Below are 25,449 nucleotides of genomic sequence, written 5' to 3'. Positions count from 1 at the left end.
CATGAAAAAATTATATAAAATTTTATACACGTTTGTACTGGCAGCTGTTGTAGTAGCTTGTACAGAAGATCCACTAAGTGATATTGAAGGGAAAAGTTGGCAAAAAGAACGCAATATCAAAGCCCTGTTAATAGAAGGGCAAATAGGAACTCCTGTTATTAAAAGAGAAGGAGATCTTGCAGAAATCACCATCTATGCCAAAACAGAAAACATAGAAGACATTTCTAAGGTAAAAGTAAAATCCATCGACCTTGCATATGGGGCTACCACACAAAACAAAGCGGGCACTACGTTAGATTTTTCTACAGGTAGCACTACCATTACTGTGGTGTCTGGAGCAAACAAACCGTTAGACTGGACCGTAAACTTAGCTCCATTTAAGTCAGATTTAGAAGGAACTTGGTATGTAGGCGATGTGCGTATTTTTGCCGATATGTTTACTTGGGAATCTTGGGGATGGGAAAAAAATGAAAGTGTATTTACCTATTTACCAGAGCTTGCTCCTGAGTGGGACAACGTATTTACGTTTACTGTAGAAGGTGCAGATGAAAACGGAAATCCGTTTGGTGCATTTGAATTTTCTGCTGGGGCTGATGAGGTCGTAGGAAATTTTGGAGATGCCGAAAAAGGATGGGACTTTAACGATCGATTAAGAAAAATTCCTGTAACTACAGGTACTTGGTTGCGTGATTTTGAAAGAAATAAAGTCATCATTACCGATGAAAACAACGTGGAGTATGAACTGGATTTGGAAGTGTTGACAGAAACAAACCAAGTAAATTTATCCGCATCTTTAGAGTATAAGTCAGAGCTATTCGATTGGGACAATACAGATTGGGCTTACGAAGAGTTGAATCATATGTCTAAAAAAGTTTGGTACACATTAACACAAAACAAAGTGTTACAAACAGGGAATAGCATTACAAGCTTATCGGTAAAAGACCAAGTAGGAACTACAGAAATAGACGAGGCAGCTAAAGAAGTATCTTTTGTGATTGCGGATAATGGTGCAGATTTATCTGCTATTGAATTGACTGATTTTTCCATTTCTTATGGAGCTACTACAGAGGTGTCTGTCGGTAAAATGTTAGACTTTTCTGTGGATAACAAAACAACAATTACCATTACTTCTGAGTCTGGTGAAGCCAGTACGTGGACACTTATTTTGAAAGTAGAAACCGAAGAACCTGAATCTGTTTTGGCGGGTACTTGGTCTATTGACGAAATTAAATTATACGCAGATTTATTTACTTGGGAGTCTTGGGGATGGGACAAAACCGAACATTTAAACAATTATATGAGTAGTGTGACCCCAGAGTTAGATAACAAAATTGTTTTTACTTACGAGGGAATTGACGGAGAAGGAAATCAATACGGAACTTATGAAAATCAAACAGGAACCGATGGACTTAACGGAGAATTTATAGAAACTTCTAAAGCATGGGATTTTAATGAACGCTTTAGAACTGTGCCAACAGGATCTGGAACTTGGGTGCTTAAAGAAGGTGTGGTTATCATTAGTGCAAACGGTAAAGATTACCAACTAAATGTAGAAGCAGGTGCAACGGCAAATGAAATTTCTCTGAGTTCAGAATTAGCGTACCAATCGGACTTGTTCAGTTGGACAGATACGGATTATAGCTACGAAGAGTTGGCTCATATGTCTAATAAAATGTGGTACAAATTAACTAAATAATCAAGCTTCCTTACTGTTTTGGTAAGGAGCTTTTATAACAACATCAAGATGAAAAGAATAAAAACAAACAACATGTTTACATTTTTACTATCGCTGTCTCTCTTGTTTGTCAGCTGTGAAGATACCGAGGTGTCTATAGACTCTACCGTGCAAAAAAATAGAGAAGTGGTAGTTACGCAACAAGTAGTCTCTACCGATTTTGTAGGAAATGGTGCACAATGGGGAGGCTATGATATGGTTCCTACTTGGCTAGGAACAGAAACATTAAGCAATGCCGACTGGGAAAAGCTTTTTGAGAGAATAGATTTTATGAGACCACCTTTTTTAAGAATTATAACCACAGCAAGCTGGTCTTATGACAATGGAGGTGTGTATGATGAAAATGCAAAGACACAATCTTTGTTTAAAATGTTAGACTATGCAAAAAGTAGAAATATAGAAGTATCTTTTGGAGAATGGGGACATCATTCTGTGGGGGAAATAGATCAAATAGATATGAATTGGATTGCCAACTCAGTCAAATTTTTAAATCATTTAATCAACGAAAAAGGGTACACCAATATCAAAACGGTGAATATGATTAATGAACCCAATGGAGATTGGTCTTCTACCCAAGGAAGTTATACTATTTGGAGAGATGTACAATTAGCTTATTTGGATGAAATGCAAAAGTACAACCTAAGCAATATTCATTTAATGGGGCCAGACATCGCTATTTTTAACACAGCGAGTCAAACAGACTGGTTTACAAACACACAAAACGATTTAGGTGAAAATATTGGTTTGTATGACATTCATGTTTATCCTGAGCAGCAATTGATTCGTAGAGGAGAGTTTGCAGACATGCTAAGTGCTTATAAAAAAGTTACTCCTGAGGGGAAACGATTGGTTTTGGGTGAAATAGGATTTAAATATACTGAGGTTGATGCAGAGTTAAAGCAAGAAAACGAAGAAGCCATAGCCAACGATCCTTTTGCAGGGAACGATTCTAACATGATGATTTACAAATCTTTTTATGGAATAGATATGGCTGATGCTTTAATTCAGGCCATGAGAGAAGGATACTCAGGCTCTTTAGTTTGGTCTATGGACGATGCTATGTACAACAGCCCAGATAATGGGGATTGGAATACAACCAAATTGAAACGTTGGGGATTTTGGAATATTTTAGGAGAAGAACTTACCTCCAACGCTGCTGACGAAAACATCAGACCTTTCTTTTACCCTGTTTCTTTGTTAACTCGCTATTTTCCTGCGGGTAGCGATATTTATCAAGTCAATCTTCCTGATAAAAAAGGCTTAAGAGCTGTGTTAGGAGTGCACAATGGCAAACATACACTTGCTTTGGTCAATTCACACTATAGTTCTTACGATTTAGTTTTAAAATCTGATGATTTTTCAAAACTAACTCTAGATAAATACGTGTACAAGTCAAAAGAAGGAGTAGATTTTATAGGTCCAGTAAACGAAAAAGGGTTTGCAAGTCCTATAGAAACAGACGTACAAATAGACTTTAATAAAGGAGAGAAAATAACATTAGAGGGAGAATCTTTTGTGTTGTTTACCAACATGGATTAAAACAAAATCAACCAAAATTAATATCAAAAAACAAAACAATGAGTAGTATTGTAGAAAAGAAAACGGATCTTATCCGATTAAAAAAACACGAAAACAACCCTATTTTTAGTCCAAACCCTAATAACGATTGGGAAAGTTTGGTGGTATGTAATCCAGGAGTTTGGTACGAGGATGGTAAATTCTCTATGTTGTATAGAGCTGCAGGAGACGATAAAGAGCATTATATAAGATTTGGATTGGCAGAAAGCACAGACGGAATCAATTTTACCAGAGTTTCTGATCAGCCTGTGTTTTCACCAAGTGCAGACGGCCCTGATATGGGAGGAGTAGAAGATCCTAGAATTGCCAAATTTGGAGACGAATTTTATATCACCTATGCTTACAGACCTTATCCTCCAGGGCAATATTGGAAATTTGCTCACGATGTTATTTTATTGCCTGAGTCAGGAGAAGATACACCACATGTCATCAAAAAAAATGTAGCAAATTCAGGCTTGGCTTTGTCTAAAGATTTAAGAACTTTTAAAAGATTAGGACGTATTACAACGTCTAATTTAGATGATAGAGATGTGATTCTTTTTCCAGAAAAAATTAATGGAAAATTTGCCATGTTGCACAGACCTAAGGAGTGGATTGGAGAAGAATATGGGCCTAAAAGACCTGCTATTTGGATTCGTTTTTCTGACGATTTGATGGTGTGGGAAGAGGAAAGTACACTTTTATTGTCTGGAATTGAAGGAACTTGGGAGGAAAAAATAGGAGGTAGCACACCACCGCTAAAAACCAAAGACGGTTGGTTGGTTATATACCACGGAGTAGAAAATGGAGGTTTGGGCTATTACCGTGCCGGAGCTGCTTTGTTAGACTTAGAAGACCCAACCAAAGTGATCGGGCGTTTAGAAAACTGGATCATGGAGCCAGAACACGATTATGAAATTGAAGGTTACTACAAAGGTTGTGTATTCCCTACAGGAAACATGATTATTGAGGATACTTTGTATGTATATTATGGTGCAGCAGACAAATACATTGGTTTGGCTACTTGTAATATTCATGATTTGTTAGAAGAATTAAAAAAATAAATATGCAAAAAATCATCACCCTAATAATAGTAGTAACAACACTTTTGTTTGCCAGTTGTGTTCAAAAAAAATCAACCCCAACGGTAACCAATGAAATCTCTTTTTTACAAAAAAATGAAGTAAAAAGTCCGTTTGTAGGACATGGAGTGCAATGGTCAGCTTATCCGCATGCCGATTCTGACAAAGCAGAATGGGGAGCGTTGATGACCGATGAAAAATGGGAAGAGTTGTATAAAAGATTAGATTTTATCAATCCTCATATTATTAGGGTGATGGATATTGCCTCTTGGCGATATTATCAAGGTTTGGATAAGCAACAACAACCTATGTTAAATTTTGATACACAAGAAGTAAAAAGTTTGTACAAGTTGCTGGATTACTGCCAGACAAGAAATATTCCTGTGCTTTTTGGCGAATGGGGAGCTCCTGGTTTGTGGCATTTAGATAAGAAAAATAAAGAAATACAACGTGCTGATGATGAACGATGGACAAAGATGATTGTTGCATATTTAAAACATTTGATTTTAGAAAAAGGCTATACTTGTATTCAATATTACAATTTGGTAAACGAGCCGAATGGATATTGGGCATCTACAGATGGCGATTGGGAGCAGTGGAAAAAAGGCTATCAAAATTTAAACTCGGCATTAAAAAAAGCAGGTTTAGATAAGTATGTTTCTATGTCTGGTCCAGATGCAGTCACCCAATGGGAAAATCCAAAATCGCCTATAAAAGCCAAAGATTGGGTATTGCAAACCGTGGACGATTTGAATGAGATTACTGGTTTGTACGATTTTCATATCTATGCAGATCAACACATGATACGTGATGGTAGTTTTGTAAACTATTTAGAGCCTTTTACAGCTAAAATTATCCCCACAGGTAAACCATTGGTTTTAGGTGAATTGGGGATGAAGTATACAGGAGCCTTAGGGGAAGAAAATAAAAAAAGAGGGCAAGAAGACCCTTACGCAGGCCCTGATGACTCTTCAATGTTTGTGTATGATTATTTTTACGGAATAGACATGGCGGATGCAGCCCTACAAAGTATGATTGCAGGAGTTGGCGGAGCTATTGCTTGGGATTTGGACGATGCCATGCATACGGTGAATGACTTAGGAGAAAAAGATCAGCTAAAAAAATGGGGAATGTGGAACATTTTGGCAGAAGAATTTGGTGATTTAGAAAAAGACAAAACCCCTAGGCCTTGGGCTTATTCTTGGACCTTGTTGTGTCAGTTGTTTCCACCTAAATCTACCGTTATTGTGCCTAGTTATACCCAGCAAAACGACAGTATTAGGGCAGTAGCCGCAACGTTTGATAAGGGACATACCATTGCCTTGGTCAATCAATCATCAAAAGCAGAATGTCTTCAATTAGCATCCGATGTTTTTCAGAGCAATCAACCTTTGTATTTGTACGAATATTCAGAAAATCATCGTCCAGTAAACAGTCAGGGTTTTCCAGTATCAAGTCAGAAAATAACAAAGGGGTCTTCAGAAAACATAAAGGTTGATCTTAAAGCAAAGAGTGTGGTTTTTTTAAGCACACGTTTGTTAGAATAAGAACGACCTAAAATTTATAGAACAAAAAAATGGAATACAATTTAGGAATTACAGACATTACAGTCTTAGTACTGTACTTTATATTTATCGTTTGGTTTGGAATACGTTCTTCTAAAAAAGGAAGTAGTTCTACCAAAGATTATTTTTTAGCTGGAAGAAACATGACATGGCCTGTAATTGGTTTTTCATTGTTTGCAGCCAGTATTTCTAGTACCACACTTATTGGTAAAAGTGGAGATGCTTATGCAACGGGTATTGCCGTGTTTAATTACGATTTGGTTTCAGTATTGGTCATGGTGTTTTTTGCCCTTTTCTTTTTGCCTTTTTACATCAAATCGGGAATTTTTACCATCCCTGAATTTTTAGAAAAAAGATTTGACAAACGCTCTCGTTATTATTTTTCATTCATCACCCTTATAGGAGCTACTTTTTTAGATGCTGCAGGTGCTTTGTACGCAGCTTCTTTGTTGATGAAATTGGTTTTTCCTTCGTTAAGCATTCTAAATTTGTCGGTAATTTTTGCATTAATTGTTGCTGCTTATACCATACCAGGAGGTTTGTCTGCCGCTATTAAAGTAGATTTGATTCAGGGAATTTTATTGTTGGTAGGAACTTTTATCTTAACCTTTTTGGCAATGAACAATGGCGGATTGGATTATTTAAAAGAATTGTTATTACAAGAGGATACCATGATGAAATTGATTCGACCACTAGACGACGAATCTGTGCCATGGTTGGGAATGATTGTAGGAATTCCAATTTTAGGATTTTACTTTTGGGGAAATAACCAAATGTTGGTGCAACGTGTACTTACCGCTAAATCTATAGATCATGGACGTAAAGGTATTTTGTTGGTCGGTTTTTTAACAGTTTCGTTAATTTTTATCATCATCTTTCCAGCCATTATCGGAAAGAAAATGTACCCAGATTTGCCTAAAAACGACATGGTTTATCCTAAGTTGGTTATAGAAATGATGCCTACGGGATTGTTAGGACTGATGTTAGCGGCTATGGTAGCAGCATTGACATCTTCTTTAAGTGCTTTGCTAAATTCAGTAGCTACGTTGTTTACAATGGATTTTTACACCAAGTTCAAACCCAATACTTCACAAAAAGAACAGGTGTATGTAGGAAAAATTGTTTCTGTGATTGTGTTGATTTTAGCTGTTTTATGGGTGCCTTTTGTGTCTAAGTTTGATTCATTACTAAAATATTATCAAGAAATGCTAACGTATATTGCTCCACCCGTTGTAGCAGTTTTCTTTTTGGGTGTTTTTTGGAAAAGAATTAACAAACACGGTGCTTTTTGGGGATTGATGGGAGGTGCCTTTGCAGCCGTTGTAACTGTGTTGTTAAAAGTGGTAGGTGGTATAGAGCTTTTGGGTGATATTCACTTTTTGCTAAAAGTACCTTTTTATTTTGTGTTTAGTGCGATTATTATTGTGGGAGTAAGTTTGTTGAGTCCACCTGATAGTATGGAGCAAATTAAAGGGTTTATTTGGACCAAAGCTGTGTTTAGAGAAGAAACAGAAGAGCTAAAAGGAGTACCATTTTACAAAAACTTTAGGGTATGGTCTGTGGTGCTAGTCTTGTTCTGCTTTTTGGTTTTGTATATGTATCATTAAAAAGAAAAAGATGAAAAACAATAATTATTACAAGAGCCTGCTTGTAAGCTTGCTTGTATTTTTAGGAATGATCGAATTGCATGCTCAAGATCCAAATTTTCATATTTATTTGTGTTTTGGACAATCTAACATGGAAGGTTCTGCTAGTATAGAACCTAAAGATAAACTAGTCAACGACCGTTTTTTGGCTATGCAAACTACCGACTGTAACAATTTGCTAAGAACCCAAGGCATTTGGTATCCTGCCGTTCCTCCGTTAAGTCAATGTTACACAGGTTTGTCCCCTGCTGATGCTTTTGGTAAAACCATGGTAAAACACTTACCAGATTCCATAAAGGTAGGTGTGATGAATGTGGCTATTGGAGGTTCAGACATTCGTTTGTTTGACAAAGAAATATATCAAAACTATTTAAATACCTACCCTGAATCTTGGTTTCAAGATAAAATAAACGGTTATGGAGGAAATCCATATCAACGTCTTATTGAACTAGCTAAGAAAGCCCAAAAAAACGGAGTGATTAAAGGAATTTTATTGCATCAAGGAGAAACCAATACAGGAGACAAAAAATGGCCCCTATATGTAAAGAAAATTTATGAAAGTATGTTGTCTGATTTGTCTCTAAACGCTGATGAAGTTCCATTATTGGCAGGTGAAGTGGTAGGAGCTGATCAAGGAGGAAAATGTGCAGCTATGAATCCTATCATTCAGACGTTACCCAATGTGATTCCTACAGCTCATGTTATTTCTTCTAAGGGGTGTACTGTTCGTGACGATCAAGTGCATTTTAATTCGGCAGGAGTACGTGAATTAGGGAAGCGTTATGCAGAGCAGATGCTTTCAATACAGGGGATTGCTATTTCTAAAAAAGAACCTAATAAGCCTAGTAATGTTCAAGTGTCTAGGATAGATGAAGATAGCTTTACTGTTACTTGGGACAATGATCTACTCTCTGAAGGAACAAATATTTTTATCGAAGATCCTGAGAAAAAAACGGGAAATGTCTATGTAAAAACCTTAGGTCCCAATGAAAATAGTTTCTCTTATAAAGGGAATGTTACTAAGAATGTTACAATAGATAAAGAGGGAGTTTACGTAGCAAGGTTTCAGTCATTACCAGATACGGATGGCAATGCCTATACAGAGGCGATTGTAAATATGAAAGATCCTGATGGAGAGAAAATTAAATTTGATCCTAATTTTCATATTTATTTATGTATTGGACAATCTAATATGGAAGGCTCTGCGGCAATACAGCCACAAGATTTGTATGCAAACGAACGGCTTAAGGTGCTACAGTCTCTAGATTGTGGAAAATTAGGAAGGAACATAAATAGATGGTACACGGCTATTCCTCCATTATTCCATTGTAGTACAGGCTTGTCTCCAGCAGATTATTTTGGAAGAACTCTAGTAGAACAACTACCAGAGAAAATAAAAGTAGGTTTGGTACCTGTTGCCGTAGGTGGATGCGACATTAGAATTTTTGACAAAGATATTTATCAAGATTATAATGCTACAACTAAAGAATCTTGGTTTGTGGATAAGGTAAGATCTTATAGAGGAAATCCCTATGGACATTTGATCAACTTGGCTAAAATAGCTCAAAAAAGTGGCGTGATAAAGGGAATTTTACTGCATCAAGGAGAAGCCAATGCAGGAGATAAAAACTGGCCCAAGTATGTGAAGAGCGTATACCGAAACATTTTAAAAGATTTGTCTTTAGATGCTAAATCTGTTCCCCTTATTGCGGGTGAGGTAGTTCACGAAGATCAAAAGGGAATGTTTGGGTACATGAATCAAATCATTAATACCTTACCCCAAGTAATTCCAACAGCTCATGTGGTTTCTTCTAAGGGATGTCTTGTACAAGAAGATAATTTGCATTTTAATTCAGAAGGAGTAAGAAAATTAGGAAAACGTTATGCCGATAAAATTTTAGAAATACAACAGAAATAAGGTTTCACTTTTATTTTAACTTTTTTGATAGCTCCCTATTTAAACTCATTAAATAGGGAGTTTTTTGCATCAAAAGGGGAGTTTTTTGTTTAAGTCGTATTTAGTTTTATGAATCGTTATCAATACGTTAATTAATACTTATTTATATTATGAAAAAAATTACACAGATTCTATTTATGATGACAGCTTTCAGCTCTTTTGGACAAGCAATTATTAATTTTGAAAATCCTAATTATTATAGTCATAATGGTTGGGAAGGAACAGCAACAGTAGAAGCCAATCCTAATACAAGTGGAGTTAACACTTCAGCAACGGTTGCTAAGTATGTTACACCAGCAGGTAAAGCTTGGGCAAATGCATCTGTTATTGTATTAAACGATGTGTTAAGCTGGTCGGATTTAACCAGTTTGCAGTTAGATGTTTATGGACCTTCAACAGCTTCAACGTATGTAAAACTAGAAAAAGAAGGTGTAGGAAATGTAGCAGAAGGATGGATGTCACCAAGCTCTGCTAATGCTTGGGAAACTTTAACCCCAAGCTTAACCTACAATGGAACTGGTGACGAGAGTACAGCTACTTTTGATAAAATTGTTGTTTTCTTTAATGCTGGCGATAGTGTGGGAGGTGAATCTTGGTTTTTTGACAATATAACACTGAATGGTTTGTCTTTAGATGCAGCTGCACCCACAGGGTTAATAGTTTCCAAGCCAGCAGCGGATGAGTTTAAAGTTACATGGGATGCAGACTCTAACGAAACAGGAGGTATAAACATTTCCATTATTCAGGGAGCTACCAATATTTACATTACCACTATTGCCACTGGAAGTACGGAGTACATATTTAAAGGAACATACACCAATGGAACCAATTCTATAACTGTAGCAGAAGGAGGAATCTATACTTTTGTACTACAATCTTTACCAGACGTTAATAGTAATGCGTATTCAACTATTTCTACATCAACTTTAAGCATTGAGGGTTTTGAAGAAACAGCAATTGCTGTTAATTATAACAAGCAAACCCAAGAGTTGACATTGTCAGGAGATGGATTTGTTCTAGATGGAATTAAAATAACGGTACATGATATTACTGGTAAACAAGTAGCATCATCTTTTACAAATAAGGTTAGTTTAGCAGAGGTAAACTCAGGTGTTTATATTTTTTATGCAGAAAATAGTGCAGGTCAAAAAGTAACAAGAAAGTTTGTAAAGTAGTATTGCAAATCAGTTTTTTAATGTAAGGTAAAAGCTAGTGTTGATATCTTGTCAATAGTAGCTTTTTCCATAAATAGATTTATAGACAGTGAATAAAGTTTTTAAGTTTTTGTGTCTTTTGTTTTTAGTTTCTTCTTGCCAAGAAGAGAATTTAACCGTTAAAAATATAGATGTTAACTGGGAGTTTAAGGCAGTTGAAGATACGGTATATTTACCAGCAAAAGTGCCTGGCACAGTGCATTCCAATTTGTTGACCAATGGTGTGATAGAAGATCCATTTTTTAGAATGAATGAAAAGGAGCTGCAATGGATTGACAAAAAAGATTGGGAGTATCAAACTGTTTTTAATGTAGATAAAAAAACTCTTTCTAAAGACAAGGTTCAATTAGAATTTAAAGGACTAGATACCTATGCAGCTATTTATCTAAATGACTCATTGTTGTTAACAACAAACAACATGTTTTTATGCTGGGAAGTAGATTGTAAGCAAATCTTAAAATCAGGCAAAAACCATTTAAAGATTGTGTTCCAATCTCCCATTAACAAAGGTTTGCAAAAAAGAGCAAATTTAGGATATCAGCTGCCCAACGCTGTAAACGATCAGTCAGAAAATGGTGGATTGGGAAAGAAACAAGTAGCCGTGTTTAGCAGAAAACCTGGCTATCATTTTGGTTGGGATTGGGGGCCTAGATTGGTAACCAGTGGTGTTTGGCAAGAGGTATATTTAAAGGCTTGGGACAAAGCTTCGATTAACGATGTTTATATAAAGCAGCAAAAAGTAGAAGCTAGTTTAGCAGAATTTCAAGCAGAAATAGCAATAGAGGCTTTAGAAAAATTTACGGCAACAGTTGAGGTTTTTGTAGACGGTGTTTTAAAAAACGAAAGAGAATTGGAATTGACCAAAGGACTAAACCAAATCAATGTACCACTAACCATTAAAAACCCGGAACTCTGGTGGACAAATGGCTTGGGAACACAGAAATTATATGATGTAAAAGTGGTCTTAAAAAAATGGAATGGCACGATTGCTAAAAAAACAGAACGAGTAGGAATAAGGAACTTGCAAGTTGTTCAAAAGAAAGATAAAGCGGGAGAGAGCTTCTATTTTGAGTTGAATGGACATCCAGTATTTATGAAGGGAGCCAATTACATTCCTCAAGATGTATTTTTAGATAGAGTTACTGTTGATGATTATAAAAAGATCATTCAAGATATGGTAGCTGCCAATTACAACATGATTCGTGTTTGGGGAGGTGGAATTTACGAGAAAGATATTTTTTATGATTTGTGTGATGAGCACGGAATTTTAGTATGGCAAGATTTTATGTTTGCTTGTGCTATGTATCCTGGAAACGATTCGTTTTTAGAAAATGTAAAAAAAGAAGCCACATATCAAGTGAAGCGATTGAGAAATCATCCGAGTATTGCACTTTGGTGTGGTAATAATGAAAACCTTACTGCTTGGGAAAATTGGGGATGGAAAAATGAAATTTACAATCATCAAGGTAAAGAGGTCATGGATACCGTTTGGAAGGCTTATACAGATGTATTTCATGATATGTTACCAAAGGTCGTAAAATCGTTTGATGAGGATACTTTTTATTGGGCCTCATCTCCTACTTCTGAAATGGGAAAAGATGCAACATTAACAGCAGGTGATTATCATTATTGGGGTGTTTGGGGTCAGCAATCTCCATTTGAAACTTTTGATGAATTTATTCCAAGGTTTATGTCAGAATATGGTTTTCAATCCTTTCCAGAATTTAATTCAGTCGAGAAATTTACAAAAGAAGAAGATTGGGATGTGTATTCAGAGGTGATGCAATCTCATCAAAGACATCCTATTGGAAACAAAAACATTGCACATTACATGCAGTCATGGTACCGAAAACCTAAAGATTTTGATTCGTTTTTGTATGTTAGTCAACTTTTGCAAGCACAAGGTATGCAAATGGCCATAGAAGCACATAGAAGAAATATGCCGTATTGTATGGGGTCTTTGTATTGGCAAATTAACGATTGTTGGCCTGTAGCTTCTTGGTCTACCATAGATTATTACGGAAAATGGAAAGCGGCACATTTTAAGGTAAAAGATTTGTACAAAGCCCTAAAGGGGATGTTTTATGCAAACAAAGAGATGCTTGAGTTTTACATAGTGTCCGATGCTTTACAGGAGCAACCAGCAAAATTGCATTTAAAATTAATAGATTTTAGAGGAGAGGAGCTTTATACTTATCAACAGGATATCAACATAAAAAGTAATCGTAGTCAGGTGTATTTTAAAACTTCGTTGAACGATCTTTTGATGAAATACAAATCTTCTAAAATAGTATTACAAGCTCAGGTATTAGACAAGTACCAACAAGTATTGGACGAGAGTTTGTGTTATTTTGAAAAACCCAAAGATTTGGATTTGACAAAACCAACCATCACTAAAAAAATGATCCGACGAGAAAAAAATGAAATAGAACTAGTATTAAAATCTGATGTTTTGGTAAAAAATGTAAAGTTGGTTGCCAACGGAGATGAAACTTTTTCTAATAATTATTTTGACATGTTGCCAGAGCAGGAGTACACTGTTAAGGTTACAGATGTTGCAGTAAATGCAGAAGAATATCTTGCGGGTTTACGCATTGAATCGTTGTTGAATACATTTGCACCTGATGATTCGATAAGAAAACAATGATGCTTTTTTACTGCTAAAAACAGGAATTTGTTATTTTCGAGGAAGTTTAACGAAATAATTTCATTTTTGTTGGAGTTTGGTAACATGCATCATACAGCTACAAGGTTTCTCGTAGGCATTTCGCTTTTGGGCGTATGCTGCTTGTACGGACAAAAAACAAAGCTACTGGTTTTTAAAAAAGAATTGTATTCCCTAAGCCAAAAAGCAAATAGCAACTTAGTGGCTAAGGAAAATGATCCTGTACGCAAATCGGTGGTTGAGTTTTCTGATCAAGAAGATCCGATTTTTAACATTCCAGTTACAGCAGGTGCTAAAAACCTCTCTGTAAGTTTATGGTTTTTGCCAAAAAATATCGATCAACATTCTGGGACGCTCTTTGCGGAGAAGGGACTTTTTAATTTTAGGTATTTATCCAATCGAAAATTACAATTCAATCATTATTTAAAAAAAGATGTCACTACGGCTGCAATTTTGAACAGTCACACCTGGCAGCATGTGGGTTTTACCTTAAAAGCTTCTGGTGCACTTGCTATCTATTTTAATGGAGATCTCGTTTTGCAAGATACGATTGCAGCTGACTGGTGGAAAAAAAGAAACTCCCGTTATAGTATAGGTAATGATATGTACAATATTGCTGCTGAAGGAGGTCTGGATGATTTGAAGATTTGGAATGCTGCGTTGACACCACAGGAGTTTGAGGATGAATATGAAAGTACTTTTTTGCAAAGTAACTTGTTTCATCAATTGGAAGTGTATTTGCCCATGCATGGCAGTATAAATGACGTTTCTAAACAAACAAAAACGATTAGCGAAGTAAAAGAGGTGGTTTTTGTAAATGATGAGGTCAAAGGAAAAGTGGCGAAGTTTATGAGTGGCAATTCTTTTGTGAGAGTGGACGATGTTAATTTTGATCATCAACTGACCATTGCGGCTTGGATAAAACCCAAGATAACATCGGAATTGCAAGGTGTTGTAGGGAACAAACGCTTTTGCCTGCGATTGAATGCTGAAAAAAAAGAAATTTGGTTCAATGTACCATTGATTTTTAAAGTACAAAGCGGTGCTTTGCAAACAGATTTTCAAAACAACTGGAATCATATTGCCATTACATTAAGCTACAATCATAAGCTGAATTATTACCTAAATGGAGTGTGGGTTGGTAGCGAAGAAGTAAAAGGAAAAACTCTAGGGGATGACTATATAAAAATAGGAAACAGCTTGTGGAATAACAATTTTGAAGGGTTGATTTGTGATGTAGCCCTGTGGAATAGATGTTTGCATCCTCAAGAAATTGCTAGCGTCTATCAAGGCAAATTGAGCATGGATAACGCTTCTATGAAATCAGAAAATAAATTAAAAGTCGAGAACTATTGGTGGTTTTTAGCTGTGTTGGGGGGAGGCTTGGTTTTTGGATTTTGGTATTTACAGAAGAAACCTAAAAAACAACACCTGCCAGAGGAATTAGCGAATGTCAGTCCTACTTTTCCTACTCGAAATGCAATCTTCATTCTAGGGAAATTTGGTGCTTTGCAAAAAAACGGGAAAGATGTATCGAACGAGTTCACGCCCACCCTGATTCGACTTTTGGTGTTAATAGTTGTGTTTCCAAAGCTTTACAATAGGCACATTAGTTCAAAGGAGATGTCAGATATTTTATGGGCATCTGATGATGTAGCCCAACAAAAAAACAATCGAGGAACCAACATCCATAGACTTAGAAAATTGCTCAAAGAATTTGAAGGCATTGCATTGGTATATCAAGATAAATCATGGAAATTAGAAAGCAATTTATCTCTTTTTTTTATGGATTTACTCTCTTTTTTTAATGATAAAGAAGAAAGTATTTTAGTATATCCTTATGAAAGTTTGCAGCTGTGTGATGAAGTCAAACAAACCCATTTTAACGAAATGCGTATGCAATTGAATGAGCTACACATCGTATCGTTGAAAAACTTATGTACCCGTTTGTACGAAGAGCAACAATGGCAACATCTTCAAAAGGCGAGTACTCTTTGGCTCACGGTAGATGCTTTGTCAGATGCTGCGATAACTTTTGTTGTGCTTGCTTTACTTCATCAAAATAAAAAACAACAAGCTTATTCTAAATATCAATCTTTTGTTCATCATTACCAAACAACTTTGAACGTCAATTTTAAGATCAAGTTTGAAGACCTGATTGCTTCTTAACCATTTGTGTTGCATTTTTAGTAATATACCTTCTTTTTACCCCTTTTATTGACCGTCTTTTTTGTTGGTTAAGTGTTTAATTTGTAGTGTGTTGCTTGTGATGTTTTGAGAGAAATATGAGTGTGCTTAAAACAACAAATGATTAATTATTTGATTCAATTTTACGAAATCACGGCAGATGTATTTAAAGTTCAGTGTATGTATTTTGATAGGAGTACTTTTTTCTTGTTCGCCAAAAAAAGTATGGAATGTGAATGAAAACGGAGCCATTGCCGACGGTAAAACCCTAAATACCGAAACCATTCGAAAAAACATTAATGCTTGTTACAAAGAAGATGGGGGAACGGTCTTATGTGTGAATGTAGATTGATGTATAGAGGAGCTCCGAGAAAACCAACAAGAAGCATTGACAAAGTGATGATAAGAAACATCAATGTGTAGGTAAGCACTGGTTTTTATTTTTTTGGGACACCTGATTATGCACTGGGAACCATCCAAATAGAAAATGTAAAAGTGAGTTCATCAGGAGGTGGAACTGATGAGGATACTGCTCGTGTGGTATCCGAAAAATGTAACACAGTATCCGGAATTTACCAAGTTAGGACCTACAACTGCTTATGGATTGTTTACAAGACATATAAAAAACCTGTCGGTTAAGGATTGCCATTTCACCTTGCGATCTAAAGATAAAAGAAAAGAAATAGTAAAAATAAATGTTAATTAAAATCATGAAAACTTACATTCAATACTTCATGTTGATGCTTGTAGGATGCTGGCAAATGCATGCACAAACTAACTCAAAAAAGCCCAATGTTCTGTTAATTTATACAGACGACCATAGGTACTCTGGAATTCATATACTAGCAGGAGAAGAAGTGCAAACTCCACATATGGATGAATTGGCCAAAGAAGGATATGTATTTGATAACACCTATTTAATGGGAGCTTATACCGGTGCTACTTGTATGCCAAGTAGAGCTCAATTGTTAACAGGTAGAAACCTTTTTCAGTTAAACGGATTAGGTAGTACTATACCGAAAGAACACGTTGCTATTGGAGAGGCTTTTCAAAATGCAGGATACCACTCTCATATCGTAGGAAAATGGCATCAAGACAACTCTTCTTTGGCTCGAATTTTTGACAGTGGAGGTTCTATGATGAGTCGAGGAATTTATTTAACAGATCACTATAGAATGCCGCTTTGGAAATGGAGAAAAGATGGGAAATACAAAAAAGAAGATGCCTTTATTTATGTGTATGATAAAAAAGGAAACCGAACAACTAGAAAAGTAGCTAAAGGAGAAAAAAAAGGACCTGTAAAAACCGAAAAAGACGGACCTCACACTTCTGAAATTTTTGGAGATGAGGCTGTAGATTTTATATCAAAACAAGAGGGTAAAAAGCCTTTCTTTATGTATTTAGCTTTCCATGCTCCTCACGATCCTAGACAGGCACCTAAGAAATACAAAAAAATGTACCCTGAGAAGAAAATGAAGTTAACACCTTCTTACCTACCACAACATCCTTTCGATAATGGGCATTTGTATTTAAGAGACGAACAACTAGCTCCTTGGCCAAGAACTAAAGCTGTAGCACAAAAAGAACTATCAGACTACTACGCAATTATTAGTCATGTAGATGCACAAATAGGAAGAGTGATCAAAACCTTAAAAGAAAAAGGACAATATGAAAATACCATTATTGTACTCTCGGGGGATAGTGGTTTAGCAGTTGGAAACCATGGTTTGATGGGGAAACAAAATTTATATGATGAAGATGGAATACATGTTCCGTTAATTATTTCCGGAAAAGTAAAAGGGCAAGGAAAACGATTTGATGCGTTGAGTTATATTCATGATATCTATCCTACTATTTGTGATTTAGCCAACATCAAAAAGCCAATATCTGTAACAGGAAAGAGTTTAAAACCTGTAATAGACGGTAAACAAGAACAAGTTAGAGAGTATACCTACCACGCATACAGACAACATCAGAGAGCTTATAGAAAAGGGGATTACAAGTTGATTGAATTTGTAAAAGCTCCTGATACTAAAGGTAAAGGAAAAAAATACGAGGAGTATGTTGCTGGTTCTAGAGTGACCTTGTTGTTCAATTATAAAAAAGATCCTTGGGAAACAACCAATCTTGCTTTTTTACCCGAATACAAAGAGTTGCTAGCTAAAATGCAGAAAGAAATGCGAAAAAAAGCAAAAGAGCTAAACGACTACAAAGAGCACAACGGATATACAGTAGACTTTTGGGATTATTACTAAAATAATCAAACCAATATGAATAGATATACTATAAGCTTTCTACTTTTTGTAATGTGTGTTGTTTCTAATTTCTTACATGCACAAAACTACTATGGAAAATCTAAGGAACTTCCCCTAAACCAAACTAAGCCCTTTGGCTGGCTACAACAAGTGTTAGTAAAACAAGCCGAGGGTTTAGGGGGAAACCCAACGGTTTCTGGGTATCCGTTTAATACACGTATGTGGACAGAAGATATTCAAATTCCCGTAGGTCATGCAGGTAGAGCCTATTGGCCCTATGAGCAAACTGCTTATTTTTTAGATGGAACCTATAGATGTGGTCAACTCATTAAAAATCAAGCATTAGTTGAATTTGCAAACCAAAACTTTAACCACACACTTTCGCATATTACTGAAAATGGAATTCTAGGACAAAACAAAGCAGACGATTGGGCCAGAGTGGTCTATTTTAGAGGTTTAATGGCTAAATACGAAATTACTAAGAATCAATCTATCTTAAAAAAAATGTCATCCCATTTTCTAAAAACACCACGCCTGTTTAATAATGGTAGAGCCTTATTTAGTATTGAACCTATTCTTTGGTTATACGACAAAACGGGGAACGAAAAACTACTAAACTTAGCGATTCACAGTTTTCATAAAAGCAAAAGTGCTTCTGAAGGAGGTGAATATGACAAGGCTAAAAAGAACGATAATTTACCGTCTAAATTATTAGACAATATGTTATCAGAAAAAATACCTCACGGACATGGAGTTAGTAATATGGAACAAGTAAAAATCCCAGCGCTACTTTATATGTACACTGGTAAAGAAAGGTATTTAAATGCATCTATCAACCAATTTAATAAAATTGTAAAACATCATATGTTGGTAGATGGTTGCCCAAGTTCTATTGAACATTTAGAAGGTAAAGCTGTCGATTTAGCTCACGAAACCTGTGACATCATCGATTTATCTTGGAGTGCTGGTTATTTATTAATGGCAACCAATAATGGACACTGGGGAGACCTAGTTGAACGCTGTATATTTAATGCTGGTTTTGGATCAATGGATAAAGATTTTAAATCTCATCAATACTATTCAGCACCTAACCAACCTGTAGCTGCTGAAGAAACCAGTCAGTTCAACGTGAAATTAAATTGGGGAGGTATGGCTTTAGGACGTATGTGTTACCGTACTGGTCATGATACAGAATGTTGTACAGGTAACATACAAAGAATGTTCCCATCATACGCGAGCAGAATGTGGTTAAAAAAAGCAGATAACTCAGGTATTATTGCGGCTTTGTACGGAAGTTCTGAATTTAACTTTAATCATAAAGGAAAAGAAATAAAAATTCAACAAAAGACTCAATACCCTTTTAATGAGAGGATTGAATTCCGTTTTGAAATAGAAAAAGTTAGTAAATTCTCTTTTACCATGCGTATACCAAAGTGGTGCTCAAAACCTGAATTATACCTTAACGGTAAGAAAATACGAAAGATTAATATTGAGAAAGGGATGGCAACAATAGACCGTACGTTTAAAAACAACGATCTTATAGAATTGCAATTGCCCATGGAAACTAAATTGACTGCTTGGGGTGAAAAAAATGAGGGTTTTGCAATTGAAAGAGGTCCACTAGTGTACTCATTACCGGTGAATCATAAAATCATTACATTTCCTTATATTGGAGATCCCAAGCTGAAAGACTTCCCTAATAAATTAATGTATCCTGCATCAAATTGGAATTATACCTTAGATATAAAGGATATAACAGATGTAAACGTAATCGAAAATAAATTAGATTCAAATACATATCCATGGAGTGTAACAAATAGTCCTGTTAAAATACAAGTACCAGCTAAAAAGGTGCTGAACTGGAGGCTTGATGGGACTAAACATCTTAAAAAATTTCCTGATAAATTAAAGCTAAGCCCCAATAGGGAGTACATAGAATTGGTACCATTAGGCAGTACCTATCTAAGAATGACTTTATTTCCTAAAACAAACTAAAAAATGAACATTATATTTTTAAGACTATGTATGTTGTTTACATTAACAAATGTTTTAACAGTAGCCCAAAACAAACAGCCTAACATTCTATTTGTAATAGCAGATGACATGTCTCATACTAGTATTTATGGACATAAATTTGTAAACACTCCTAATTTTGATAAAATAGGGCAACAAGGACTGGTATTTAATAACATGTTTACTCCTAGCAGTAAATGTGCTCCTTCTAGAGCTGTAATCCTAACAGGTCGTAATCCTTGGCAATTAGAAGCTGCAGCTAACCACCAACCTATATGGCCTGAAAAATTTAAGAGTTTTATTGAGGTACTTACAGAGAATGGATATTTTTCGGGATTCACAGGAAAAGGTTGGAATCCTGGAGTTCATCCTGTAGGAAGGAATCTAACTGGTAAAGAATACAACAAAAAAAAGATTGACAAAAAGCCTTTAAAAGGAGTAGCATTATACGATTACACCGAGAATTTTAAAGACTTTATTAAAGACAGACCTAAAAATAAACCTTTCTTTTTCTGGTACGGATGTAAAGAACCCCACAGAGGTTATGAGTACAAAAGTGGTGTCCGTTTAGGGAAAAAAATAGAAGACTTAAAGTTTCAACCTTCATTTTGGCCAGCAAACGAACGTGTTAAAAACGACATTTTAGATTATGCTGTAGAAGTTGAATATTTTGACCAGTATTTAGGGAAAATTCTAAAGCATTTAGAAAAAGTAGGGGAATTAGAAAATACTATTATTATTGCTACTTCGGATAATTCTATGCCTTTTCCTAGGTACAAAGGACATCCGCATGAATTTTCTACCAGAATTCCATTTGTAGTAAGTTGGTCAGGAAAAATTAAAAAACCAGGAAGGAGTTGTTCTGAATTTGCAAGTTTCATTGACATTGCTCCTACTCTTTTGGAGGTTTCGGGTATTGAGCAAATCAATTCTGGAATGCCTAAAATTCAAGGTAAAAGTTTAACCGACTTCTTTAATAATAATGTAAAAGGTAGAAATACAGTTCTTACAGGTAGAGAAAGAAACGACATGGTTAGACCTAATGGTTGGGGGTACCCTGTTAGAAGTTATCACAAAGGAGATTATGTGTATATGCATAATTTTGAACCTAATAGATGGCCCTGTGGAGAGGAAAAAACGGGTTACAGAGATACTGATTATAGTCCTACCAAAGCTGAAATTATGAAACTAGATAAAAGTAACTTGTTCCATCAATTAAATTTTGGAAAAAGACCGAAAGAAGAACTTTACAATATTAAAAAAGATCCTTTTTGCATGAACAATTTGGCAGCAGATAAAAAACTATCAAAATTGAAAAAGAAAATGAAAACAGCACTCTTTAAAGAGTTAAAAACACAAGGAGATCCTAGAATGTTTGGCAATGGAGCTATATTTAATAAAGCAAGACCCAAAAGAATTGCTCAATACAAGGAACTAGTTGCTAAAACCAAAGCTAGAATGCTAAAAAAGAAGAAATAAGAGAAAATAGTATACCTACAAAAACTTTACTCCCTGTTTAATAAGAATATACTCACTGTAATAAAACATAATTTCTCTTTAGAAAATCATATAAGTACTAACAAAAAATCAATCCTTTATTTATAACACTTAATAATTTAAAACCAAACTCGTGAAATTATATAAACTTAGTATTGTTTTTATTCTGTTATTACTTTCAAACCAAAACAATGCGCAAAAGAAGTTTTTTAAAGATATAATTAGTAAAGACATCCCTTCTGATCTTAACATTGTTTGGCAACAATTTGGACCGGGAATGAGCGGAAATAACAAAGCTGCTTTTTGGCATCCTACAGATACCAAAACCTTATACGTATCGCCTAACATGGGGAACTCTTATATAACAACAGATGGAGGACATACTTACAATACTGTTTTAAACGAGGATGGTAGCGATAATAGAAATGGTGAAAGAGGACCACGTGAATTTGCTTCTATAGACTTTTCAAGACAAAATCCATCCTTTGGTTTTTGTACAGATTTAAAAGCTAAAAATTTATGCACAACATTCAACAAAGGAAAAAACTGGGTTCCTCACAAGGGGTCTACTAAATACTTTGGAAATTCATATTTAAGTGTTATTACAGTAGATCCGACTAATGATAAAATATGGTATGTTGGAGCAGGTAGAATGAGGTATACAGGAAAAATTTTATTTACTAAGAACAAACCACATGGTACTTATAAGATCCTAAGAGTCAAGGAAAAATATGGAAAACTACCAATAAAGGTAAAACGTGGAAATTAATCAATAAAGGAATCAATCCAAAAGCCGAAATTGAGAATATTATTGTGAACCTAAATAACACAAACATTTTATATGCCTCTTCTAATTATGGTTTCTATAAAAGTACTAATGGAGGAAAAAAATGGAAATTAAAAACTAAAGGCTTGGATACGGATGTAATTCGTTCTTTAAAAACGCATCTATGAAAAAATGGACCTGTGTATTTAAACATCCATGGGTATATAGAGTTGAAGTCGCTAAATACGATATTGATGTGATACTAATTTCCACACTCGCAAACAGAAATATAGAAGGTAAAAATGCTGGAACATATCTTTCTAAAGACGGTGGAAAAAAATTGGAAGAAAATAAACAAAGGAAATGGTCAGTCAGATAGAGTTAACGATATAGCTATAGATTATAGTATTCCAGGAAAATATTACCTATCCACCTATGGTAGTGGTTTTTATGTAGCTAAAGAAAAGTAAGCAAAGCGATTGGTTTGTTTGAACTCTTTGTCGTGCATGAGTCGAATTATAAAAAAGCGAACAAGTAATTGTATCTTGAAACATACTGCTAGTTCAACTAAGCATTCCTATAACAAAGGCCCATTCACAAAGACTCCATAGGATTTTATAAGTGATTTAGTTTTTTAGCAGGAAAAAACTGAACTTGAAAGAAACTGTGATTAAACAAAAGTTTGTTTAGTTCCTTTAATGAAGGAAAATAAGACAACGAAACCCATTTCTGCTAGCAACAAAATCATTTGTTTCAAGAATCTCATCAGTATCCTATTATTTTTGTCAACAATAAGTTGAATAAGAATTTTTTAATACGATGAAAAAACGCTTTTTATCCATGTGCCTCTTTGTGCTTGTAGTCTTAGGGGGGACAAAAAACTATGCTCAAGATCTTAATTTTAACGAGTCTTGGACATTTTTTAACGACAAAGCTCCTGGAGCCGAACAACCCAATTTTGATGATTCCAATTGGCGAAAACTCAATCTTCCTCACGATTGGGCAATTGAAGGTCCTTTTGATGAAAAATACAATGCCCGTGCGGGAGGTTTACCATTTCATGGAACAGGATGGTACAGAAAAACGTTTAAAGTTCCTGCAACAGCCAAAGGAAAAGTGGTACGTATAGACTTTGAAGGAGCTATGTACAACGCACATGTTTGGGTAAACGGAAAATTAGTGGGAAACCGACCTTACGGATACATCGGTTTTGAGTTTGATATAAGCAATTATCTAAATTACGGTGAACAAGAAAATGTGATTGCCGTGCGTTTAACCCCAGAGGATTTGTCTTCTAGATGGTATCCTGGAGCGGGAATTTATCGTTCGGTTTGGTTAAAAATAGACGAACCAGTACATGTGCAACAATGGGGAGTTTACATTACCACACCTACTGTTACCGAAAAAATAGCAGTCATTCAAAACGAAACAACTATTAACAACAAAAGTAACCAAGATGCTTTGGTAGAGGTGACTCAAGAATACTTTGATCCAAACGGAAGCAGTGTAGGGAAAGTTGCTGAACAAATTACTGTAAAAGCAGGAAAGTCTGCTACTTCGGCTCTGTATCATAAAATTAAAAACCCAAAGCGTTGGGATATTTATCAACCGAATTTGTACAAAGCGGTCACTACCATTACTAAGAATGGTAAAGTGATCGATCAAGAAGAAAATACTATTGGTTTAAGAAGTATTGCTTACACCAAAGATGGATTTTTCTTGAACAATAAAAAAGTACGTTTCAATGGAGTGTGTTTGCATCACGACAACGGAGCGTTAGGAGCTGCAGTTTACAAAAGAGCAGACGAGCGTAAGCTGCAAATAATGAAAGATATGGGAGTCAATGCTATTCGTACCAGTCACAATCCTCCATCTAGAGAGTTTTTAGAAGTGTGTGATGAATTAGGGTTGGTTGTTTTAGACGAGGCTTTTGATGTGTGGAAAATGGAAAAAGTGCCTAATGGATACAATAAGTTTTTTGAAGAATGGGCAGAGCGTGATATCAAAGATATGGTCCGTAGAGATCGCAACCATCCTTCGGTTATTATGTGGAGTATCGGAAACGAAATTATTGAGCAAAAAGACAAAAAAAATGGTTGGAAAGTAGCTAAAATGCTACATGACTATTGTGTAGAAATCGATCCAACCAGACCCACTACAGCAGGTTTTAACAATTATCGAGGGCCGTATGATAACAATATGGCTCAACAAGTACAAATTGCAGGAGCAAATTATAAGCCATCTATGTATAGTGAGTTGCGTTCTATGTATCCTGAAATGCCTTTGTATGGTTCTGAAACATCAAGCTGTACCAGTAGTAGAGGAGTATATCATTTGCCTATAAAAAAGTATAAAACTCATGAATCTCTACACGTTACAAGTTATGATTTGATTGGCCCACCATGGGCATATCCACCAGACATTGAGTTTCATTTTCAAGAACAAAACCCAAGTGTGATGGGAGAGTTTATCTGGACAGGATTTGATTATTTAGGAGAACCTACACCGTATGGAGGTAAAGACAATTCTACCAATGGATATTGGAATGGAGATTGGCCATCACATAGTTCTTATTTTGGGGCAGTAGACTTGTGTGGATTTCCTAAAGATCGTTTTTTCTTATATCAAAGTCAGTGGACTACCAAGCCAATGATTCACTTGTTGCCTCATTGGAATTGGAAAGGAATGGAAGGACAAACGATTCCTGTATATTGCTATACCAACCTTGATGCAGCAGAGTTGTTTGTGAACGGAAAATCTATGGGTAAAAAGGTAAAAGGAAAAGACTTAACTACGCTTAAAATTGATTTTTTACGTTACAAACCTAAAACCTTCGACTCTAAATACCGTTTGTCTTGGGAGGTGCCGTACAAGGCTGGAAACATAAAAGTAGTTGGTTACAAAAATGGTAAAGTAGTAAAAGAAGAACAGATTTTTACTGCTGGAAAACCTGCTAAAATAAGCTTGTCTGTAGATAGAACTGAAATAGATGCCGATGGAAGAGACTTGGCTTACGTGACTGTAAGAATCGAAGATAAAAACGGGAATTTGTGTCCAAATGCAGACAATTTAGTTAATTTTTCTGTAAAAGGTGCTGGAGAATTGGTGGCTGTTGATAATGGAAATCAAATTAGTGTTGAATCTTTTCAAGCAGATCACAGAAAAGCATTTAGTGGAATGTGTTTGGCGGTGTTAAAATCTTCTAAGGAATCAGGAACCATAAGATTAAAGGCTAAATCGAAATCTTTAAAGTCAGCAACAATCGTTGTAAAGACAAAGTAAGGTTTTCCATTGTCTCGTCTATAAAAAA

The 25,449-nt window shown here is 35.5% G+C and carries 16 protein-coding genes; all 16 read left to right on the top strand.

From position 1 onward, the window contains the following. Position 1 precedes the first annotated feature (1 nt). The 16 genes from FS85_RS0114760 (at position 2) to galB (ending at position 25,421) form a co-directional block, all read left to right on the top strand. Positions 2–1,696 carry a hypothetical protein gene (locus FS85_RS0114760; RefSeq protein WP_010137158.1) on the top strand — a complete coding sequence of 565 codons (1,695 nt, stop codon included), beginning with the start codon at positions 2–4 and terminating at the stop codon, positions 1,694–1,696. A gap of 48 nt (positions 1,697–1,744) precedes the next feature. Continuing rightward, a complete protein-coding gene (locus FS85_RS0114755) occupies positions 1,745–3,274 on the top strand; it encodes a glycosyl hydrolase (protein WP_010137157.1) in 1,530 nt (509 codons plus the stop codon). 38 nt (positions 3,275–3,312) lie between these two features. Beyond that, a complete protein-coding gene (locus FS85_RS0114750; protein WP_010137156.1) occupies positions 3,313–4,356 on the top strand; it encodes a glycoside hydrolase family 130 protein in 1,044 nt (347 codons plus the stop codon). Between the two features lie 2 nt (positions 4,357–4,358). After that, positions 4,359–5,921, top strand: a complete 1,563-nt coding sequence (locus FS85_RS0114745) for a cellulase family glycosylhydrolase (protein ID WP_010137155.1) — start codon at positions 4,359–4,361, stop codon at positions 5,919–5,921. A 29-nt stretch (positions 5,922–5,950) separates the two neighbouring features. Next, complete coding sequence (locus tag FS85_RS0114740; RefSeq protein ID WP_010137154.1) at positions 5,951–7,546, top strand: sodium:solute symporter; 1,596 nt, start codon at positions 5,951–5,953, stop codon at positions 7,544–7,546. A 10-nt stretch (positions 7,547–7,556) separates the two neighbouring features. Then, positions 7,557–9,503 (top strand): acetylxylan esterase, encoded by a 1,947-nt coding sequence (locus FS85_RS16905; protein WP_010137152.1) that lies wholly within the window; start codon positions 7,557–7,559, stop codon positions 9,501–9,503. A gap of 149 nt (positions 9,504–9,652) precedes the next feature. Then, complete coding sequence (locus tag FS85_RS0114725) at positions 9,653–10,717, top strand: T9SS type A sorting domain-containing protein (protein WP_139062234.1); 1,065 nt, start codon at positions 9,653–9,655, stop codon at positions 10,715–10,717. 88 nt (positions 10,718–10,805) lie between these two features. Next, positions 10,806–13,403 carry a beta-mannosidase gene (locus FS85_RS0114720; RefSeq protein ID WP_160162405.1) on the top strand — a complete coding sequence of 866 codons (2,598 nt, stop codon included), beginning with the start codon at positions 10,806–10,808 and terminating at the stop codon, positions 13,401–13,403. Positions 13,404–13,622: 219 nt separating this feature from the next. After that, a complete protein-coding gene (locus FS85_RS0114715; RefSeq protein ID WP_160162404.1) occupies positions 13,623–15,590 on the top strand; it encodes a LamG domain-containing protein in 1,968 nt (655 codons plus the stop codon). Between the two features lie 178 nt (positions 15,591–15,768). After that, positions 15,769–15,960 carry a hypothetical protein gene (locus FS85_RS0114710; protein ID WP_010137148.1) on the top strand — a complete coding sequence of 64 codons (192 nt, stop codon included), beginning with the start codon at positions 15,769–15,771 and terminating at the stop codon, positions 15,958–15,960. Between the two features lie 358 nt (positions 15,961–16,318). Then, entirely contained in the window at positions 16,319–17,863 is a 1,545-nt protein-coding gene (locus FS85_RS0114705) for a sulfatase-like hydrolase/transferase (protein ID WP_237706972.1), read from the top strand. 15 nt (positions 17,864–17,878) lie between these two features. Further along, positions 17,879–19,858: a beta-L-arabinofuranosidase domain-containing protein gene (locus FS85_RS0114700; protein ID WP_010137146.1), complete on the top strand. Its 1,980-nt coding sequence runs from the start codon at positions 17,879–17,881 to the stop codon at positions 19,856–19,858. 3 nt (positions 19,859–19,861) lie between these two features. Then, entirely contained in the window at positions 19,862–21,355 is a 1,494-nt protein-coding gene (locus FS85_RS0114695) for a sulfatase family protein (protein WP_010137145.1), read from the top strand. A 151-nt stretch (positions 21,356–21,506) separates the two neighbouring features. Further along, positions 21,507–22,142, top strand: coding sequence for a beta propeller repeat protein (locus tag FS85_RS0114690; protein ID WP_010137144.1), 636 nt, complete (start codon positions 21,507–21,509; stop codon positions 22,140–22,142). A gap of 181 nt (positions 22,143–22,323) precedes the next feature. After that, a complete protein-coding gene (locus FS85_RS0114680) occupies positions 22,324–22,518 on the top strand; it encodes a hypothetical protein (protein ID WP_010137142.1) in 195 nt (64 codons plus the stop codon). A 440-nt stretch (positions 22,519–22,958) separates the two neighbouring features. Next, complete coding sequence (galB, locus tag FS85_RS0114675; RefSeq protein ID WP_029489509.1) at positions 22,959–25,421, top strand: beta-galactosidase GalB; 2,463 nt, start codon at positions 22,959–22,961, stop codon at positions 25,419–25,421. Positions 25,422–25,449 lie beyond the last annotated feature (28 nt).

This window comes from Ochrovirga pacifica (assembly GCF_000220525.1).
Lineage (GTDB): Bacteria > Bacteroidota > Bacteroidia > Flavobacteriales > Flavobacteriaceae > Ochrovirga > Ochrovirga pacifica.
This window is presented reverse-complemented; position numbering and strand designations above follow the sequence as displayed.

Bases quoted from the DNA above. Each gene is read 5' to 3' on its own strand.
- FS85_RS0114760 (WP_010137158.1), top strand. From the start codon at position 2: ATGAAAAAATTATATAAAATTTTATACACGTTTGTACTGGCAGCTGTT.
- FS85_RS0114755 (WP_010137157.1), top strand. From the start codon at position 1,745: ATGAAAAGAATAAAAACAAACAACATGTTTACATTTTTACTATCGCTG.
- FS85_RS0114750 (WP_010137156.1), top strand. From the start codon at position 3,313: ATGAGTAGTATTGTAGAAAAGAAAACGGATCTTATCCGATTAAAAAAA.
- FS85_RS0114745 (WP_010137155.1), top strand. From the start codon at position 4,359: ATGCAAAAAATCATCACCCTAATAATAGTAGTAACAACACTTTTGTTT.
- FS85_RS0114740 (WP_010137154.1), top strand. From the start codon at position 5,951: ATGGAATACAATTTAGGAATTACAGACATTACAGTCTTAGTACTGTAC.
- FS85_RS16905 (WP_010137152.1), top strand. From the start codon at position 7,557: ATGAAAAACAATAATTATTACAAGAGCCTGCTTGTAAGCTTGCTTGTA.
- FS85_RS0114725 (WP_139062234.1), top strand. From the start codon at position 9,653: ATGAAAAAAATTACACAGATTCTATTTATGATGACAGCTTTCAGCTCT.
- FS85_RS0114710 (WP_010137148.1), top strand. From the start codon at position 15,769: ATGTATTTAAAGTTCAGTGTATGTATTTTGATAGGAGTACTTTTTTCT.
- FS85_RS0114705 (WP_237706972.1), top strand. From the start codon at position 16,319: ATGAAAACTTACATTCAATACTTCATGTTGATGCTTGTAGGATGCTGG.
- FS85_RS0114700 (WP_010137146.1), top strand. From the start codon at position 17,879: ATGAATAGATATACTATAAGCTTTCTACTTTTTGTAATGTGTGTTGTT.
- FS85_RS0114695 (WP_010137145.1), top strand. From the start codon at position 19,862: ATGAACATTATATTTTTAAGACTATGTATGTTGTTTACATTAACAAAT.
- FS85_RS0114680 (WP_010137142.1), top strand. From the start codon at position 22,324: ATGAAAAAATGGACCTGTGTATTTAAACATCCATGGGTATATAGAGTT.
- galB (WP_029489509.1), top strand. From the start codon at position 22,959: ATGAAAAAACGCTTTTTATCCATGTGCCTCTTTGTGCTTGTAGTCTTA.